The sequence below is a fragment of the Streptomyces sp. L-9-10 genome, assembly GCF_004151105.1.
GTDB lineage: Bacteria > Actinomycetota > Actinomycetes > Streptomycetales > Streptomycetaceae > Streptomyces.
Window position 1 is genome coordinate 327,296 of the sequence record NZ_PHRF01000005.1, and the last position, 19,551, is coordinate 346,846.

The following is a 19,551-nucleotide window of genomic DNA, read 5'->3' on the forward strand; positions in this document are numbered from 1 at the left end:
GCCGAAGGAGATCCGCAACCGTGCGCGAACGCAAGGACAGTGAGCCGGCCATCGCCACCGGCGCGCCCGTGGGCGTCGTCGGTGCCGGAACGATGGGGATCGGCGTGGCGCAGTGCTTCGCGGAGGCCGGGTACCCCGTGGTGGTCGTCGATTCCGACCCGGCGGCACTCGGCGGCGGCCCGGCCCGCCTCCGCGCGGGGGTGCGGATGGCGCAGCTGCTGCGGCGTCGCTCCTCCGCATCAGCCGGAGCCGGAGCCGGAGCCGGAACAGACTCAGACTCAGGTACAGACTCAGGCAGAGGTGCCGGGGCCGGAGGCGGGACGCCCGCGTCCTCCTCTCCGTCCCCCGAGGCGCGTGTCGTCTGGTCGGAGAAGCTCTCCGACCTGGCCCCCGCCTTCTTCGTGGTCGAGTGCGCGCGCGAGAAGGTGCCGGTCAAGGAGGAGATCCTGCGGCAGCTGGACCAGGTGTGCGGCCCCGACACGGTCTTCGCGTCCTGTACCTCGTGCATCCCGATCACCCGGCTCGGATCCGTCACCGGCCGTCCCGACCGGGTGATCGGCACCCACTTCATGAACCCGGCCCCCCTCAAGGACGCCGTGGAGGTCATCCGCGCGCCCCGGACCAGCGAGCAGACCGTCCGGCGGACCGTGGACCTCCTCGCGGAGATCGGCAAGCAGGCCCTCGTGATCCGCGACGCGCCCGGTTTCGTGACGAACCGCGTGCTGATGCTGACGCTCAACGAGGCCGCCACCGTGCTGGGCGAGGGAACGGCCGACGCCGAGACCGTGGACCGCATCTTCCAGGACTGCTTCGGCCACCCGATGGGGCCGCTGCGTACGGCGGACCTGATCGGGCTGGACACCGTACTCGACTCACTCGACGTGCTGCGCGAGTTCACCGGCGACGAACGCTTCCGGCCATGCGCCCTGCTGGCCCGTCATGTCGCGGAAGGCAGCGTCGGCCGCAAGTCCGGCCGCGGTTTCTACCAGTACCCGGAGCAGAGGCAGCGTCCGGAACACCATCTCGTCTCGCGGGGAGGAGCCAGCCATGGCTGACCACCAGAGTGCGCGCACCGCAATGTCCGCCGCGGGCCGGGAGGTCTGGCGCGGCTCGCCGGACGGTCCCCGGGGACCGGGCCTGTACGCCGCGGAGGTCGTGGAGATCCACGGCGCCCTGGACGTCACGGCGTTCGAGAAGGCGCTGGCCCAGGTCGTCCAGGAGAGCGACGCGCTCCGCCTGCGGCTGCCGGGGAGCGAGCCCGGTACGCGGGAGGCCCCGGCCCTGGAGTCCGCCGACAGCCTGCCGTTGCCGCTGGTGGACGTCAGTGCCGAGCCCGATCCGGTGGCCGCGGCGGAGGAGTGGGTACGGGCCCAGCTCGCCCGGTCGGCCCGTCCGGCCGGGAACGCGGCGTCGGCACAGGCACTGATCCGCCTCTCCGCGCACCGCTTCCACTGGTTCCACCGGCATCACCGCTCGGTGCTCGACGGCTTCGGCTGCTCACTGATCACCCGCCGGGTCGCGGAGGTCTACACGGCGCGTGCCGAGGGCCGGCCGCTACGGGATTCCGCGCTGGTGTCACCGGCGGTGCTGCTCGCGGAGGAGGCCGAATACCGCGCGTCGGACGACCACGGGCGGGATCTGGCGTTCTGGCGCGAGTATGTCGCGGGCAGGACCGAGCCGGTGACCCTGGCCGAGGAAACGGCGCCGGGCGCCGCGGGCGCCGTAGGCGCTTTTGCCGAGGCTGCCGTCGAACCCGGGCTCCCGTTCGTTCTCACCACCGCCGTCACCGACCGCGTGCGCGCGGCGGCCCGCTACAGCGGCACCCCGTCCCGGGCCGTGCTGTTGGCCGCCGTCGCGGCGTACACACACCGGATGAGCGGCGGTACGGACCTCGTGCTCGGTCTGCCGGTCGACGGACGGCCGACCCGGATCTCCCAGCGCGTGCCGGGCGCCGCCGAGGACATCGCGGCACTGCGGCTGACGGTGCGCCCCGGTACGGGCTTCGGTCAACTCGCCCAGCGGGCGGCCCAGGAGAGCCGCCGTGTCCGCGCGCGTCAGCGGCTGCGGCACGAGGAGCTGTGCCGGGAGCTGGGACTGCCGGGCAGCCGCCCGCAACTCTACGGGCCCGTCGCCGACATCCGGACCCCCGGCCCGGAGATCCGGTTCGGCGCGCTGCCCGCCGTCACCCGCAGGGTGGGTCACGAACCCGTCCAGGATCTGCGCGTGGTGATCGACGAGCTTCCCGGCGACAGCCGTCTGCGGATCGCTTTCGAGGGCGCCCCCGGCCGGTACACCGCTGCCCAACTGGCGGCCCACGGACAGCGTTTCGGGCGTCTGCTGTCCGCCGCCGTGGCCGCTCCCGGCCTGCCGGTCGGCACGTTCGATCTCCTGGACGCCGGCCTGCGGGCGACCGTGCGCGGCTGGACGGGGGCCGTGGAGCGGCGCCCTCAGCAGGGCACGCTCACGGAACTGCTGGAGACCGCGGCGGCCCGGCACCCCGACGCGATCGCCGTCCGGGACCGTACGACGCGGCTCACCTACGGCGAACTCCACGAGCGGGCCAACCGCCTGGCCCATCTGCTGATCCGCCGGGGGGCCGGACCCGAGCGGGTGGTGGGGCTGCTGCTGCCCCGGTCGACCGAGGCGATCGTCGCGATGCTGGCGGTGCTCAAGACCGGCGCCGCGTATCTGCCGCTCGACCCCGCCTACCCGGCTCAGCGGATCCGTTTCATGATCGAGGACGCGCGGCCCCGGTGTGTGGTGACCGACACCGAGGGCGCCGGCCGGGACATCGAGGGCCTTCCGGGCGAGGTGCTCGTACTGGACGACGCGAGGACCGCGGACGAACTGGAGCGCTGCTCCCCGAAGCCGCCCACCGACGCGGACCGTGCCGCACCGCTGCTGCCCGCGCATCCCGCGTATGTGATCTACACGTCGGGATCCAGCGGTACGCCGAAGGGTGTCGTCGTCGCTCATCGCGGGGTCGTGCCGCTGATCGCCTGGGTGGCCGCCGAGTTCGGCGCTCAGGCGCTCGCGCACACGCTGGCCGCCACCTCGTTCAGCTTCGATGTGTCGGTGGCCGAGATCTTCCCCGCGCTGGCCACCGGTGGCAGTGTCGAGGTGGTCGGCAATCTGCTCTCGCTGCTCGACGGTGACCCGCCGCGCTGGTCGGGCGGGCTGCTGTGCGCGATTCCGTCCGTGTTCGCGAAGCTCATGGAGTTCGGCGGCGTGGAGCTGTCCGCGAAGACGCTCGCGATGGCCGGGGAGGCGCTCCCGGCCTCTCTCGCCTCCCGCGTGGCGCGGACCATGCCGGGCAGCAGGCTCCTCAACGTGTACGGGCCGACCGAGGCCACCGTGTACGCCACGGCCTGGTCCTCCGACGAATCCCCGTCCGGTGAATTCTCGCCAGGCGACCCGCTGTCCGGCGACCCGCTGTCCGGCGACCCGCTGTCCGGCGACTCGCCGTCCGGCGGTGTGCCGCCCATCGGCCGTCCGCTGACGCATGTGCGGGCGTACGTACTCGACGGGGCGCTCCAGCCGGTGGAGCCGGGTCGGCGCGGTGAGCTGTATCTGGCGGGTGCCGGGCTGGCCCGCGGCTATCTGGGCAGGCCGGGACTGAGCGCGGAACGCTTCGTGGCCGATCCGTTCGGTCCGCCCGGCGGCCGTATGTACCGGACCGGTGATCTCGCCCTCTGGGGCGAGGACGGACAACTGCGTTTCCTGGGGCGGGCCGACGCGCAGGTCAAGGTCAGCGGATTCCGGATCGAGCTGGGCGAGCTGGAGACCGTACTCGCCGCGCACCCCGGGGTGGGCGAGGTCATGGCCGCGGTACGGAAGGACGCGGCCGGTGACGCACGGCTCGTCGCCTACGCGGTGCCGGTGACCGGGGCCGGGCGTCCGGATCCGGAGACGCTGCGGGGGTGGGCCGCCGAGCGGCTGCCCGCGTATCTGGTCCCGGGTGAGATACGGCTCGCTGAGTCGCTGCCGCGCACCCCGAGCGGCAAGCTCGACCGCGAGACGGAGCCCGCCGTGGCGCTGGAACCCGCCGCCGTGCCGGATCCCGCCGTCGTGCCGGAGCCTGCCGCACCGGCACCGGCACCGGCACCGGCACCGGTCGCGGCACCGGAATCGGTCGCCGCGCCCGCCGAGGCCGTCGCCCCGGCCGAGCGCGCGGAGCCTGCCGAGGCTGTCGTGCCCACCGAGCCCGTCGCGCCCGCCGCCCGGACCGAGCCCGTCAGGCCGGAGCCGGCGGCTCCCGAGGCGCCCGTGGTGACGCCCGCCGCCGAAAGCCGGGTGGAGCAGGTCGCGCGGGTGTTCTCCGAGGTCCTGCGGCGGCCCGAAGTCCCCCTCGACGCCAGCTTCTTCGACCTCGGCGGCGACAGCATCATGTCGATCCAGCTGGTCAGCCGGCTGCGTCAGGCGGGTCTTGTGCTCACCCCGCAGGACATCTTCGAGTACAAGACCGTCACGGCGCTGGCCGGGGCCGCCCGTGAGACCACGCGGGCCAGGGCCGCGGGCGCCGCCTCGGGCGTCGGCGACGTACCGCTCACCCCGATCATGCGGTGGCTCCGCGAACTGGACGGCCCCGTCGACGGGTTCCATCAGGCCGTGCTGCTCCAGGTCCCCGGCGGGGTGCGTGAGGACAGGCTGGTCGCCGCCGTACAGAAACTCCTGGACCACCACGACGCCCTGCGGCTGCGGCTCGACCGGTCGTCGGCGGAGTGGCGGCTCTCGGTACGGCCGCCGGGCTCCGTGTCCGGCGCGTCGTGTGTGCGGCGGGTCGATGTCCGGGGCGTGGGTGATCTGGAGCGGGTCCTCGCGGACGAGGCAGGCCGGGCGAAGGGACAACTGGACGTCCAGGCGGGCGTGATGGTGCGTTTCGTCTGGTTCGACGCGGGGGACGACGCACCCGGCCGGCTGCTGTTCATGGCGCACCACCTGGCCTGTGACGGGGTGTCGTGGCGGATCATGGTGCCCGATCTGGTCGGGGCGTACCAGGATCTCGAAGCGGGCCGGGTTCCCGAGCTGCGCCCGGTGGAGACATCGCTGCGGCACTGGAGCCGCGCGCTGTCCGCGCAGGCACGCGAGGAGCGCCGTACGTCCGAACTGCCGCTGTGGACAGACATATTGTCCGCGCAGGGGCCCCGGCTGGCGAAGCGGCCGCTGGACCCGGCCGTGGACACCACGGGCCGCGCCCGTTCCCGCGCCGTGACATACGGCGCCGACCGTGCCCGGCATCTGTTCAGCACCATCCCGGCGGCGTTCCACTGCGAGATCAACGATGTGCTGCTGACCGCCCTGGCGCTGGCGGTACAGCGCTGTGTCGGCAGTGAGCGGGATGTGGTGATCGATGTGGAGGGCCACGGCCGTGAGCCGGTCGTCCCCGACGCCGATCTGTCGCGTACGGCCGGCTGGTTCACCAGCATGTACCCGATACGGCTCGCGCCCGGCGGCGCCGACGCCCCGGGCCGGCGCGACTCCCGCCAGGAACTGGGCCGGGCGCTGCGGCGGGTGAAGGAGCAGTTGCGGGCGATTCCGGACAAGGGCATCGGCTTCGGTCTGCTGCGCTTCCTGAACCCGGAGACCTCGGGCGCGCTGGCCGCGGCCCCGCCACGCGAGATCGGGTTCAACTACTTCGGACGGTTCCTGCTGCCCGCCGCGTCGGGGGAACAGGACTGGGGGCCGGCGCCGGAGACGGGCATGACCGCGGGGGCCGACGCGGACATGCCGCTGGCCCACCCGCTGGAGATCACCGCGCTGACCCAGGACACGGCGCGGGGACCGGAACTCGGCGTCAGTTTCACCTGGCCCGAGGGCATTCTCGACGAGCGGCTGGTCGATGAGCTGGCCGACGCCTGGTTCGAGATCCTGGACGCGCTGGCGGCGCACGCCGCGGAGCCCGGAGCGGGCGGCCGTACGCCGTCCGACTTCCCGCTGGTGAACCTCAGCCAGGACGAGGTCGAGCGGCTGGAGCGCGACTATCCCGGCCTGGAGGAGATCCTTCCGCTGTCACCCCTCCAGCAGGGGCTCCTGTACCACGTCCTGGTCAGCGGACTGGGCGCGGACGCTGACACGGATACGGACGCTGACGCCGATACGTACGAGGGCGCGCGGGAGCGTGCGGATGAGGCGGACGCGCCGGCCGGTGAGCACAACGTCTACACCGTGCAGGTGTGGCTGGAACTCGTCGGTGATCTGGACCCCGACCGGCTGCGCGCCGCGGGCCGGGCGCTGCTGCGGCGTCACACCAACCTGAGCGCCGCCTTCGTCCACGAGGGCCTGGCCGAGCCGGTCCAGGTGTTCGGGGCCGCGGCCGAACTGCCCTGGCGGGAGGAGGATCTGAGCGCGCTCGCGGAGGACGGGCGCGAGACGGAGATCGACCGGCTGCTGGGGCTTGAGCGCAACCGCCGCTTCACCCCGACCGCCCCGCCGATGATGCGGCTGATGCTGATCCGGTTGGCGGACAACCGTCACCGGGTCGTCCTGACGACCCATCACATTCTGATGGACGGCTGGTCGTTGCCCATCGTGCTGCGAGAGCTGTTCGCCCTCTACCGCGAGGCGGGCGCCGAGGGCTCCGGCACGGCCACGGTTCTCCCGGCCGGTCATTCCGCTGCCGAGGATCTGCCGGCCACCACCCCCTTCCGCGAGTACCTGTCGTGGCTCGGCCGCGTCGACGGCACGGAGGCGGAGGGCGCGTGGCGGGAGGCGCTGTCGGGGCTGACCGCGTCGACCCGGGTCGCGCTGGAGGAGGGTACGGCGGAGCCGATGGCGCCGCGCAACGTCACCGTCGAGCTGAGCGCGGAGACGACCGTGGCTCTCGTCGACATGGCCCGCCGCCACGGCGTGACGACCAACACCGTCCTCCAGGCGGGCTGGGGCATCCTGATGGGCCAGGAGACCGGCAACACCGATGTGGTGTTCGGCTCCGTGGTCTCGGGGCGGCCCGCCGAACTCGCCGGTGTGGAAACGATGGTGGGGCTCTTCATCAACACCGTACCGACACGGGTCCGGCTGGAGCCGGCGGAGTCGCTGGGCGCGCTGCTGGTCAGGCTCCAGCGGGAGCAGGCCCGGCTGCTGCCGTACCACCACATCAGTCTCGGTGAGATCCGGCGGATCACGGACGTGGGGAACCCCTTCGACACGGTGATGGCGTTCGAGAACTACCCCCTCGACACGGAGGAGCTGGCGGAACCCGCCCCCGGTCTGAAGCTGGCGCGGGCCTACGGCGACGACGCTCCGCACTTCCCGCTGAACCTGGTGGTGTCCGCCCGGGGCGAGCGGCTGCTGCTGCGGTTCGACTACCGTCCGCATCTGATGGAGCGCGAGCGCGTGGCATCGCTCGCGGACCGGTTCGTCCGGCTGCTGACGACGGCGGCGACCGAGCCCACCCGGAGCGTCGGCGGCTTCATGGCACGCGGCGCGACGGCGGCCGGGGCGGCCGGCGAGACCGCTGCCGGGCATGCCGGGACGGCGGCCGAGGTGCTGCTCGCGGGCACACAGCGGGCCCCGGAGAGCGGAATCGGCGTGCTGCTGCCGCTGCGTGAGTCGGGTGACAGGCCGCCGCTGTTCTGTGTCCACCCGGCGGCCGGAATAGCATGGTCGTACGCCGGTCTCTCCGGGCCGCTGGGCACGGACCAGCCGGTGTACGGCCTTCAGGCGCGGGGGCTCGACGGCGAAGAGGTACTGCCCGCGTCCGTTCAGGAGATGGCGGCGGACTACGTCGATCACATCCGGTCCGTGCAGCCCACCGGCCCGTACCAGCTGCTGGGCTGGTCGTTCGGCGGGCTGGTGGCGCACGAGATGGCGGTACAGCTCCAGCTGAGCGGGGAGGAGGTCGGTCTCCTGGCGGTTCTGGATGCCTATCCCGCGGACCGGGAGAAGGACAGCGCGAGTCTGCCGACGGCGCGGGTGACCGGCGGGGATGTGCTGGCGATGGTGCTGGAGTTCTTCGGCTACGACCCCGCCGGCTGGGCGGGCGAGTCGCTGACCTATCCCCGGTTCGTGGAGATCGCCCGAGAACAGACGGGGCTGCTGGCCTCGTTCGACGAGCAGCGGGTCGCGGCGGTCGCCCGGATCTTCGCCAACAACTCGGCGCTCTCGTATGCCCACAAGCCGGGCCGGTTCACCGGCGACCCACTGGTCTTCACCGCCCGGGAGACCTCCCCGGAGGTCGCCCGTGACCTGTGGCGGCCGCTGGTGGACGCCGGCGGAGTGGAGATACTGCCCATCGACTGCACCCATGGTGAGCTGGGGCGGCCCGGCCCGCTGGGCGATGTCGCCCAGGTGCTCTCCCAGCGGCTGAAGGCCCGTCCGGCCACACCGGGGAACGTCGTATGAGGCAGGGTACGGAGCCGGGGAACACGGCGGACCGCCCCGGCTCCGTCCCTCTTTCCACCGCGCAGTACGGGGTCTGGCTGGGGCAGCAGTTCGCCCCGCCGGCCCGGTACCACGTGGCGGCCGGCTTCGAGGTGTCCGGAGATCTGGACCCCGGGCTGTTCGAGACGGCCTTTCGGCTCACGGTGGCGGAGGCGGAACCGCTGCACGCCCGGTTTCCCGCCGTGGACGGGGCGGAACCCCGGCAGTGGGTCGGGCCGTTGCCGTCGTGGGACGTCCCGCGGGCCGATCTGCGGCGCGAGCCGTTCCCGATGGCCGCCGCGGTGGAGTGGATGCGGGCCGACGCGGCGCGCCCGTTCGACCTCGCGGCCGGTCCGCTGTTCCGTACCGCGTTCATCCGGCTCTCGGACGAGCGGGTGTGCTGGTATCTGCTCTGTCATCACCTGGTCATGGACGGTCTGGGGGGCGCGCTCTTCGCCCGGCGCCTCGGCGAGATCTACGCGGCACTGGAACGCGGCGAGGACCCGGAACCCGGCCCCCGGATCCCGCTGGAGGCGTTGCTGCGGGCGGAGTCCGACTACCGGGCCTCACCGGAGTTCGGCGCCGACCGTGCCCACTGGACCGGCAGGCTGGCGGACTCGCGGCCCGTGCCGGGCCACCCCGTGCCGGGCCACCCCCTGCCGGGCCACCCCCTGTCGGTCGCCCCCGGGACTGTTCGCTCCGGGGCGGCCGGGCTCGGGACGGCGGACGCGGCGGACGCTGTGAGCGGCGTGGCATCGCGTGGCGTCGCGCGGCTTCCGGGGGCGGGCCTCGCCGAGCTGCGACTGCTGGCCCGCAGGCTCGGGGTGCGGTGGCCGGTGGTGGCCACCGCCGCGGCGGCCCTGCTGGCACACGCGCGCGACGGAGTGGGCGGCGGCGAGGAGGTGGTGCTCGGGCTGCCGGTCGCCGGCCGTACGGGCGCCGTGGCCCGCGCCCTGGGCGGAATGACCTCGAATGTGCTGCCGCTGCGGGTGCCGGTCTCCCTGGACCGGCCGGCGGCCGAGCTGGTGCGAGCCGTGGACGCGGAGATGACGTCCGCGCTCGCGCATCAGCACTACCGCGCCGAGGACCTGCATCGCGATCTGGGCCTGACCGGCACCGGGCGAGCGCTGTACGGGCTCGCCGTGAACGTGATGCCCTTCAGCTTCGGACGGCGGTTCGCGGGCCGGCCGATGACGATGCACCACCTCGCCGTGGGCCCGGTGGAAGACCTGTCCGTCACCGTCCACCCGGAGACACAGCGCTCCGGTCTGCGCGTCGACCTCTACGCCGATCCGGCCAGGTACGGGGCGCGCGAGGCCGCCGCCGAGGCGCGGCGTTTCGTACGGCTGCTGAGCGGGCTGATCGCCGAACCCGACCGTCCGGCGGGGGAGTTCGGTCTGCTGTCGGCCGGGGAGCGGCGGCGGACGGTGCCCCGCGCCACCACCCCGGTGCCCCGGCCCGCCGTCACATTGCCGTGGCTCGTCGAACGCTGGGCGGCGCGGACCCCGGCGGCCCCCGCGGTCACCTGCGGGCGGGACGTGCTGTCGTACGGAGATCTCAACGCCCGTGCCAACCGGCTGGCAGGGGCACTGATCCGGCGCGGCGCAGGTCCCGGGAACACCGTCGCCGTTCTGCTGCCGCGCTCCGTCGACCTGGTCACGGCGATTCTCGCGGTGAGCAAGACGGGCGCGGCGTATCTGCCCATCGATCCGGCCTGGCCCGCCGACCGCGTCGGCATGATCATGGCGGACGCGCGGCCGGTGTGTGTGCTCACGCCCGACGATCCGGCCGGACCGCTGGAGGAGTTCTCGCCCACCGACCCCGTGGACGCGGACCGTACGGCCCCGCTGACGCCCGGCCATGCCGCGTATGTCATCTACACCTCGGGCTCCACCGGCCGGCCGAAGGGCGTGGTGGTCGAGCACCACAGTGTGGTGTCGCTGCTGGAGAACGCCGCGGCCGGATTCGGGTTCCACGCCGGTGACGTGTGGACGATGTTCCACTCCTGTGCCTTCGACTTCTCCGTCTGGGAGATGTGGGGCGCGCTCGCACACGGCGGGCGGCTCGTCGTCGTCCCCCACGAGGTGAGCCGGTCGCCCCGGGAGTTCCTGGGTCTGCTGGCCCGGGAGCGGGTGACGGTGCTGAACCAGACGCCGTCCGCCTTCTACGCACTGGCGGCGGCCGACGACGAGGAACCGGGGCGGGGCCGGGACCTGGCGCTCCGCCGGGTGATCCTCGGTGGTGAGGTGCTGCGGCCCGCGCGGCTGCGGTCCTGGTTCCGGCGGCGCGGCGACGCTTCGCCGGTCGTGGTCAATATGTACGGCATCACCGAAATCACGGTCCACGCCACCCGGCTCGATCTGAACGCCCGTCATGGTGCCGAACCGGGCAGTCCGGTCGGAACCGCGCTTCCCGGAACGCGCCTGTACGTGCTGGACGCACGGCTGCGTCCGGTGCCGCCCGGGACGGCGGGGGAACTGTATGTGGCGGGCCCCGGTGTCGCCCGGGGCTATCTCGACCGGCCCGGCCTCACCGCCTCGCGGTTCGTCGCCGATCCCTTCGGCCCGCCGGGATCGCGGCTGTACCGCTCGGGTGACCTCGTACGGTGGCGGCCGGACGGCGGTCTGGAATACCTCGGCAGGGCCGACGACCAGGTCAAGGTCCGCGGCTTCCGTATCGAGCCCGCCGAGATCGAGTCCGCGCTGCTGGCCGTGCCCGGGGTGGCCCAGGCGGTGGTGGCCGCCGTACCGGACGACGGCGAACACGGCGGTGCCGGCGGTGACGCGCGGCTGGTGGCGTACGTGGTGCCCGCGCGCGGTGCGACGGCGGGCCACGCTGGCCCGTTCACCGCGCGTCTGCGGGAGCACCTGCGCGAGCGGCTGCCCGGCCACCTGGTCCCGGCGTTGTTCGTGCCGCTGGAGTCGTTGCCGCTCACCGCCAACGGCAAGCTGGACCGGGCGGCGCTGCCCGCCCCCGCGCCGGTGGCGCCCGTACGCGCCGCGGGCTCGCCGGGTACCCCTCGGGAGCGACGGCTCGCCTCCCTGTACGCGGAGCTCCTCGGTACGGCACCGGTCGGGCCGGAGGACGGTTTCTTCGATCTCGGTGGTGACAGTCTCCGCGCGACACGGCTGGTCAGCGCGGTGCGCGAGAGGTTCGGGGTCGAGCTGGACGTACGGGATGTGTTCGCGCATCCGACGGTGGCGGATCTCGCCGCGCACCTGTGGCGGCACGCCCCGGACACCGGCCCGGACCTGGACGCGGGCCCGGACCTGGACGCGGGCCCGGACCTGGACGCGGGCCCGGACCTGGACGCGGGCCCGGACGTGGACGCGGGCCTGGACCTGGACGCGGGCCCGGACGTGGACGCGGGCCTGGACCTGGACGCGGGCCCGGACGTGGACACCTGCCCGGCCCCGGACATGGGCGGGACCGAGGGCCCGGATCCCTCTTCCGACGCGGTGACGGACGGCCGCCCCGAGCACCTCCCGCTCTCTTTCGCGCAACGGCGGTTGTGGTTCCTGCACTCGCTCACGGGTCCGGACAGCGCCTACAACGTGCCCTTGGTGCTGCGCCTGACCGGCGAGGCCGACGAGGAGGCGCTTCGAGCCGCGCTCATCGATCTGACGGTGCGTCATGAGACGCTGCGCACCGTTGTCCAGGAGGCGGCCGGCAGACCGGTCCAGCGGGTGCTGTCACCGGCGGACGCCCGCCCGAGGCTGACCGTGACGCGGACCGGGGCGGCGGACACGGAGGCGGCGGAGGCGCTCGCCACGAGCGCCCGGTACGCCTTCCGGCTGGATGCCGAATGTCCTTTGCGGGCCGAGCTGTTCATCACCGTCTCGGGTGAACAGGTGCTGCTGCTCCTGCTGCACCACATCGCCTGCGATCACGCCTCGCTCGCTCCGCTGCTGGCCGATTTCCGAACGGCTTACACGGCCCGGCTGCGGGGGCTGGAGCCCGACTGGCCGCCCCTGCCGGCGCGGTACGCGGATTTCACCCTGTGGCAGCGCGGAACGCTCGGTACGGACAGCCGCCCCACGCCGCGCGCGGAGCGCGGGCTCGCGCACTGGACCCGGGTCCTGGACGGATTGCCGGAACGGATCCAGCTGCCCGCCGACCGGACGGCGGGGGCGGCGGACGAAGAGGCGGCGGACGGCGGAGACACCGTCACGTTCCGCGTTCCCGCCGCGGTGCACACCCGGCTCGCCGAGCTGGCGGCGGCGGAGCGCGCCAGTGTGTTCATGGTGGTGCACGCCGGACTGGCCGAGCTGCTGACCCGGCTCGGCGCGGGTACCGACATCCCGGTCGGAACGGCGGTGTCCGACCGTGCCGACGCGCGCTGGGACGAGAGCGTCGGATTCTTCGTGAACACCCTGGTGCTGCGCACCGACACCTCCGACCCCTCCGGAACGATGACGTTCCGTCAGCTGCTCGGCAGGGTCCGGGAATCCGATCTGGCGGCCTTCGCCCATCAGGACATCCCCTTCGACTTGGTGGTCGAGGCGCTCGCACCGCACCGTTCCGCGAGTGGACAGGCGCTGTTCCAGGTGATGCTGGTCGTCACGGCGGCGCCTCCGCGACGGCTCGAACTCCCCGGTCTCTCCGCCGAGATCGGCACGGTCGGCACCGGCGCAGCCAAGTTCGATCTGTCCGTGAGCCTGCACGAACACCGCGGCCCGGATGGCGCCTGCCTGGGAATGGACGGAGTACTGGACTTCCGGACGGGACTGTTCGACCGGGCCACCGCACAGGCGATCGGCGACCGTTTCGCGCGTCTGCTGGCGTCCGTGGCCGCCGCCCCCGACCGCCCCGTCCACCTCGCCGACATCCTGGAGAACGGGGAGCGCGACCGGCTGCTCACCACGTGGGGCGCCTCCCCGGTCTCCGTGCCGCTCACACATGACACCGTGCCACGGAGATTCGCCGAGTGGGCACGCCGTACGCCCGACGCCCCGGCGGTCCGCGTATCCGGTCAGGTGCTGACCTACGCGGAGCTGGACGCCCGGTCCGACCGGCTGGCCGGCCGGCTCGCCGCCCACGGTGTCGGTACCGAGACCAGGGTCGCGGTCCTGATGGAGCGCGGCGCGGACTTCGCGGTGGCGGTGCTGGCGGTCCTCAAGTGCGGAGGCGCGTATGTGCCGTTGGACTCGCGGTCGCCGCGTGCCCGGCGGGAGCGGGTGGTCGCCGAGTCGGACGCGCGGGTGATGGTCATCGGCGACGGCACGCCCCCCGACGTGCGCTCCGGCGACGCGTCCCCCGAGGGCGTGCCTGCCGGTGACGCGCCCGTTCGTGGTCCGCGCCTCATCGACGTGCGCGATCCGGGCCCGGCGACGGATTCCGGTACGGCCCGGACGCTTCCGGTGGGCAGCCCGGCGGGCCTGGCCCAGGTCATCTACACCTCCGGTTCGACCGGTGTGCCCAAGGGGGTGGCCGTCACCCATGGCGATGTGCTCGCTCTCGCGCTGGACAGGTGCTGGGAGGAGAGCCGGCCGCAGCGGATTCTGATGCACTCCCCGCTGTCCTTCGACGCGTCCACGCTGGAGCTGTGGGTTCCGCTGCTGAACGGCGGGGAAGTGGTGGTGGCCCCGCCCGGTGAACTGGACCTGGCGACACTGGAGCGCCTGATCACCGGTACGGGCGTCACGACCCTGTGGCTCACGGCCGGTCTCTTCCAGCTCGTCGCCGAGGAGAACCCGGGCTGTCTGCGTGAGCTGGACGCGGTATGGACCGGGGGAGACGTGGTGGCGCCGCGCGCCGTGAGCGCGGTGCGCCGGCACTGCCCGTCCACGCGCGTGGTGAACGGTTACGGGCCCGCGGAGGCGACGACGTTCACGACCCGGTACCCGGTCGACGCTGCCCCGGCCGGCCCGGGGGACCGGACCCTCCGGCCGGGTGTGCCGATCGGACGTCCGCTGGACGGCCTCCGTGTCCACGTGCTCGACCGCTTCCTGCGACCCGTGCCCGCGGGGGTGACGGGCGAGTTGTACGTGGCGGGCGCGGGTGTCGTGCGCGGATATCTGAACCGGCCCGGACTGACCGCCGAGCGGTTCGCGGCCGACCCGTTCGGACCGCCGGGGGCGCGGATGTACCGTACCGGCGATCTGGTCCGGTGGCTGCCCGACGGCGTACTGGCGTTCGTGGGCCGTGCGGACGGCCAGGTGAAGCTCCGGGGGTTCCGGATCGAGACCGACGAGGTCGCCTCCGTAGTGGCCGGGCGGGGCGGGGTGGGCCAGGCCGTGGTCGTGGTACGGGAGGACCGGCCAGGAGAGCGGCGCCTGGTGGCGTACGTGGTCCCGGAGGAGGGCCGGAGGGTCGACGAGGCCGCGGTGCGGGAGCACGCGGCCGGTGTGCTGCCCGAGTACATGCTGCCGCAGGCCGTCGTCGTCCTGGACCGGCTGCCGCTGACCCGTCATCACAAACTCGACCGGGCCGCGCTGCCCGCGCCGCCCCGGACCGTGGTGGTCTCGGCGGCGCCGCGGACTCCACGTGAACGCGTGCTGTGCGGCATTGTCGCGGAGCTGCTCGGCGAGGAGTCGGTGGGGGCCGGTGACGAGTTCTTCCGGCTCGGGGGCGACAGCATCACGGCCATTCAGCTGGTCAGCCGGGCCCGCGACGCGGGTCTTCGGTTCAGTGTGCGCGATGTCTTCCGCTATCCCCGTATAACCCAACTGGCTGAGAAGGCTGAGGAGTTCGTGGCGGACGCCGCTCCCGCGCCGTCCGGGGAGCGCGAGGCCGCCGGTGCGCTGCCGCTGACACCGATCATGCGCTGGTGGCGGGAGCGGCCGGGTGGCGATCCCGCGTCCTTCAGCCAGTGCGTCACGCTGCGGACCCCGCCGGGACTGACCCGCGAACAACTGGCCGATTCCCTACAGGCTCTGCTGGACCACCACGCGGCGCTGCGCCTGCGCCTGAGCCCGGGAGACTCGGACGCTCCGGCCGGCCCGGACAGCCCGGACAGCCCCGGCATCCCCGACGGCCCGGACACCCCGGGCTCGGCGGACCGGCTCCATGCTCCGGCTGCTCCGGCTGCTCCGGCTGGATCGGGCGGATCAGGCGGACCGGTCGGGTCGGGTGATCAGGGGCGATGGACGCTGGAGGTCCTGCCGCCCGGAGCGGTGCGGGCGGCGGACCGGGTGCACCGGGTCGATGCCGCCGGTGACTGGGCCGGGCTGCCCGCACTGCTCTCCGACGCGGTCCGCGCTGCCCGGAGCCGTCTGGACCCCGCCATGGGAGGGATGGTGGCGGCGGTGTTCCTCGACGGCGGGCCCGTCCGGCCGGGCCGGCTGGTCCTCGTCGTCCATCACCTGGCCGTCGACGGGGTGTCCTGGCGCATTCTGCTGCCGGACCTGGTCGCCGCTCACCGGGACGTGGTCGCCGGCCGGCCTCCCGTACCGCCCGCCGCCGGGACTCCGTTCCGCGACTGGGCCGGCTACCTCGCCGGGCAGGGCGAAAGCGGCGCGCGGCAGGGCGAGTTGGCGCTGTGGAAGGAGGCGCTGTCCGGCGGCGACGCGCTGACGGACGCCCCGGTCCCGGAGGCGGGGGGTACGGTGCGGCGGTTCGGGGCGACGCTGTCGCCCGAGCGCACCCGCCCCCTGCTGACGGAGGTGGGGGCGGCCTTCCACTGCGGTGTGGAGCCCGTACTGCTCACCGGGCTGTCCCTCGCGATGGAGGAGTGGCGGCGCCGCCGGGGCCGGGCGACCGGCGGGGACTCCCGTGGTGTGGTCATCGAGCTGGAATCGCATGGCCGTGCCGAGGTGGCGGGGGTGGACCTGTCGCGGACGGTCGGATGGTTCACCAGCATGTTCCCGGTCCGGCTGGAGCACACCGGCTGTGTCTGGGCGGACGTGTGGACGGCGGACCCGGCGCTCGGCCGGGCCCTCAAGCGGGTCAAGGAGCGCTTGCGGGCCGTGCCCGATCTGGGCATCGGCTACGGCGTGCTGCGGTATCTCGACCCGGTGGCGGCGCCGGAGCTGTCCGCTCTCGGCGCGCCCCGCGCCGGGTTCAACTACCTGGGCCGGATCGCCGCGGAGGGCCGCCAGGACTGGGACATCACCGCCGAGTTCACCACACTGGCCGAGACGGACGCGACGCTTCCGGCGCCCGGCGCGCATCTCCTCGACCTCAACGCGGTGACCGTCGACGGTCCGGCCGGTCCCCGGCTGAGCGCCGAGTGGTCGTGGACGGAGGCGGCGTTCACGGAGGCGGAGATCCGCGAGCTGGCGGAGCTGTGGTTCACCGCGCTCGACGCCCTCGTCGTGCACGCCAGAACCCCCGGGGCGGGCGGACACAGCCCATCCGATCTGCCCCTGGTTCCGCTTGAGCAGACGGAGATCGAACAACTGGAATCGGCCTACCCTGGGCTCGCGGACGTGTTGCCGCTGACGCCCCTTCAGCAGGGGCTGCTCTTCCACTCGCTGTACGCGCCGGACAGCCCGGACGTCTATCAGGCGCAGCTCGTGCTGCGGGTACGGGGCGACGTGGACGGAGAAGCGCTGCGTGCCGCGGGGGCCGCCCTGCTGGAGCGGCACCCCAATCTGCGGGCGGCGTTCGTCCATCACGATCTGCCCCGTCCGGTCCAGGTGGTGCCGGGCGCGCTCGTGCCCGAGTGGCGTGAACTCGACCTCGGCCCGGTGTCGGACGAGCGCCGGGAGCGTGTCTTCGACCGGATCACCCACGCCGATCTGCGGAGGCGCTTCGAGCTGGACCGTCCGCCGCTGCTGCGCTTCACGCTGTTCGCCTGGGGGCCCGGCGAACACCGGCTGGTGCTGACGCACCATCATCTGGTGCTGGACGGCTGGTCGATGTCGTTGCTGGTCGGTGAGTTGTTCGCGCTGTACGCACACGGGGGCGCGGCGGACGCGCTGCCCGCGGTGACGCCCTACCGCGAGCACCTGTCCGTGTTGGCGGCCCAGGACCGTGACGCGGCCCGGGACGCCTGGCGGACCGCTCTCGCCGGCGCCGAGCCGCCGTCCCTCCTCACCGGAACCGGCGCCGGGACCGGGACCGTCGTCGGTGGTGGCGTGGTGCCCGTACGGTCCGTGGAGTTCACACTGCCGGACGCGCTGACCGCGTCCCTGCGCGGCCTGGGCGCGTACGGTCTGACGCTCAATACGGTGGTCCAGGGGGCGTGGGCGCTGCTGCTGGCCCGGCAGGGCGGGGTGCGGGACGTGGTGTTCGGCACCACCGTCTCGGGACGCCGCCCGGAGATCCCCGGTGTGGAGTCGATGATCGGGCTGTTCATCAACACGGTTCCGGTGCGGCTGAGGATCGATCCGGCCGAAGCCGTCAGGGACCTGCTGGTGCGCTTCCAGGACGAGCAGGCCGGGCTGCTGGCGCACCAGCATCTGGGGCTGGGGGACATCCAGCGGCTGGCGGGGCGGCGTGAACTGTTCGACACGCACGTGGTCTTCGAGAACTATCCGCTGGACCGCGTGAGCCTGGCCCGTGCCGCGCCGGGGCTCCGGCTGGTACACAGCGAGGGGCGGGACGCCACGCACTACCCGTTGACACTGGCGGCCTTCGCAGGCGACGGCCCGCTGACGCTGCGGCTGGGCCACCGCCCGGACGCGGTGGACGGCCCCCGGGCCGAGCGGATCGCGGCGGAGCTCCCGCACCTGCTGGAGGCGATGGCCGGCGCGCCCCACGAGCCGGTGGGCGGCCTGCTCGGGCCCGAGCCCTGGGCACCGGCCCCTGGCTCGCGCGTCCCCTGGCTCCCGGCAACCGAACTCCCCGCCCCCAGACCACCCATCCCCTGACCACCCGTCCCCAGACCGCTCGATCTCTGACCGCCCGATCCCTGAACTCCCGCCCCGTTCCCCGGCCTTCGCCCCGCTCCCGTGAGAGGAATGATCTGTTGTGAGCACGAACCCCTTCGACGACACGGACGGTGTCTTCCATGTCCTGGTCAACGACGAGGGCCAGCATTCCCTGTGGCCCTCCTTCAGTCCGGTCCCGGCGGGCTGGACGGCGGCGCTGAGCGAGGTGGACCGTCAAACCGCCATCGACTTCGTCAACGAGAACTGGACCGACATGCGTCCGCGCACCTTGCGAGAGACATCGGACACCCCGGCCTGAACCCGATGGCGATAACGGGACATCGGATGGTACTGCTGAGGGTGGGGCCGACATCGGCCCGTGACTGACGGATCGTCCGTCTGCCGGAAGCGCCCCCGCTTCTGGGAATGTGCGAGGGGTGTACCTGCCGGTGACACTGTGGAAGCGCCATGGCCTGCTGTTCGGTGCCGGAATCCTGTGCATCGCGGTGAACGTCCAAGGCATCGGACCGTTGTGGTACATGGGCGTCGCGCTGCTCGCGGTCGGGCTGTTCCTGCGTTGGGCCCTGGTACGGGCCCAACGCCCGCCCGGGGCCCGGCGGCCCGTGCTGGTCCGGTTGCCCGCCACCGGCCGGTGGACGGCGCTCAACGGGCCTGCCACGAAAGTCCCGAGCCATACGCACAGCCATGCCCAGACCTTTGCCATCGACCTGATCCACAACCCGCCGCGGGCCGACGCGGACACATCGCCCGCACCGCCCCCCAACTGGTGGTGGCCCCTCGGCCGGCGTCCGCGTTCCTACCCGTCCTTCGGCAGGCCCCTCCTCGCCCCGGCCGACGGAGTGGTCGTCGCGGAGGCGAGCCGCCAGCGTGACCACCTCACCCGGACGTCACTGCCCGGCATGGCCTTCCTCTACCTGGAGGCCTTTGTGCGGATCATGGGATGGCCGTGCCATCTGCTGGGGAACTACCTCGTGCTGGATATCGGTGACGGTGTGTACGCGGTCTACGCGCATCTGCGGCGCGGCTCCCTCCGAGTGGGCGTGGGCGACCGCGTCACGGCGGGGCAGGAGCTCGCGGAGTGCGGGAACTCCGGCAACTCGTCCGAGCCGCATCTGCACTTCCAGCTGATGGACGGCCCGGACGTGATGACCGCGCGAGGCGTGCCGTTCGAGTGGCGCTACCACGATGACGAGGGGAACGAACACCGCGGCGTGCCGGAGGACTTGACCCACTTCTCCTCGGACCGGCCGGTCGCGCTGAGCGACTGAGACTCCGGAGATCACCGGAGAATCACCGGAGATCCCCGGGCGGAGGACGAGCACGCGTGCGTGCGTGAACGGGTCATCGGACACGGATTCGACGCGGTTGCCTCAAGATCGCATAACGCGGGCAACGCCACGGTGAACATCCTGATCCA

The 19,551-nt window shown here is 73.1% G+C and carries 5 protein-coding genes; all 5 read left to right on the forward strand.

The window, feature by feature from the left end; translation table 11 throughout:
- Positions 1 to 20 precede the first annotated feature (20 nt).
- Positions 21 to 1,055: a 3-hydroxyacyl-CoA dehydrogenase family protein gene (locus CU044_RS01440; RefSeq protein ID WP_275670166.1), complete on the forward strand. Its 1,035-nt coding sequence runs from the start codon at positions 21 to 23 to the stop codon at positions 1,053 to 1,055.
- A complete protein-coding gene (locus tag CU044_RS01445; RefSeq protein WP_165371740.1) occupies positions 1,048 to 8,340 on the forward strand; it encodes a non-ribosomal peptide synthetase in 7,293 nt (2,430 codons plus the stop codon). The genes CU044_RS01440 and CU044_RS01445 overlap by 8 nt, the downstream gene beginning before the upstream one ends.
- A complete protein-coding gene (locus CU044_RS01450) occupies positions 8,337 to 18,113 on the forward strand; it encodes a non-ribosomal peptide synthetase (RefSeq protein ID WP_129766501.1) in 9,777 nt (3,258 codons plus the stop codon). Before CU044_RS01445 ends, CU044_RS01450 begins: the two co-directional genes overlap by 4 nt.
- A 100-nt stretch (positions 18,114 to 18,213) precedes the next feature.
- Positions 18,214 to 18,432 carry an MbtH family protein gene (locus CU044_RS01455; RefSeq protein WP_129766502.1) on the forward strand — a complete coding sequence of 73 codons (219 nt, stop codon included), beginning with the start codon at positions 18,214 to 18,216 and terminating at the stop codon, positions 18,430 to 18,432.
- A gap of 130 nt (positions 18,433 to 18,562) precedes the next feature.
- Entirely contained in the window at positions 18,563 to 19,402 is an 840-nt protein-coding gene (locus CU044_RS01460; RefSeq protein WP_345790108.1) for a M23 family metallopeptidase, read from the forward strand.
- Positions 19,403 to 19,551: the final 149 nt, after the last annotated feature.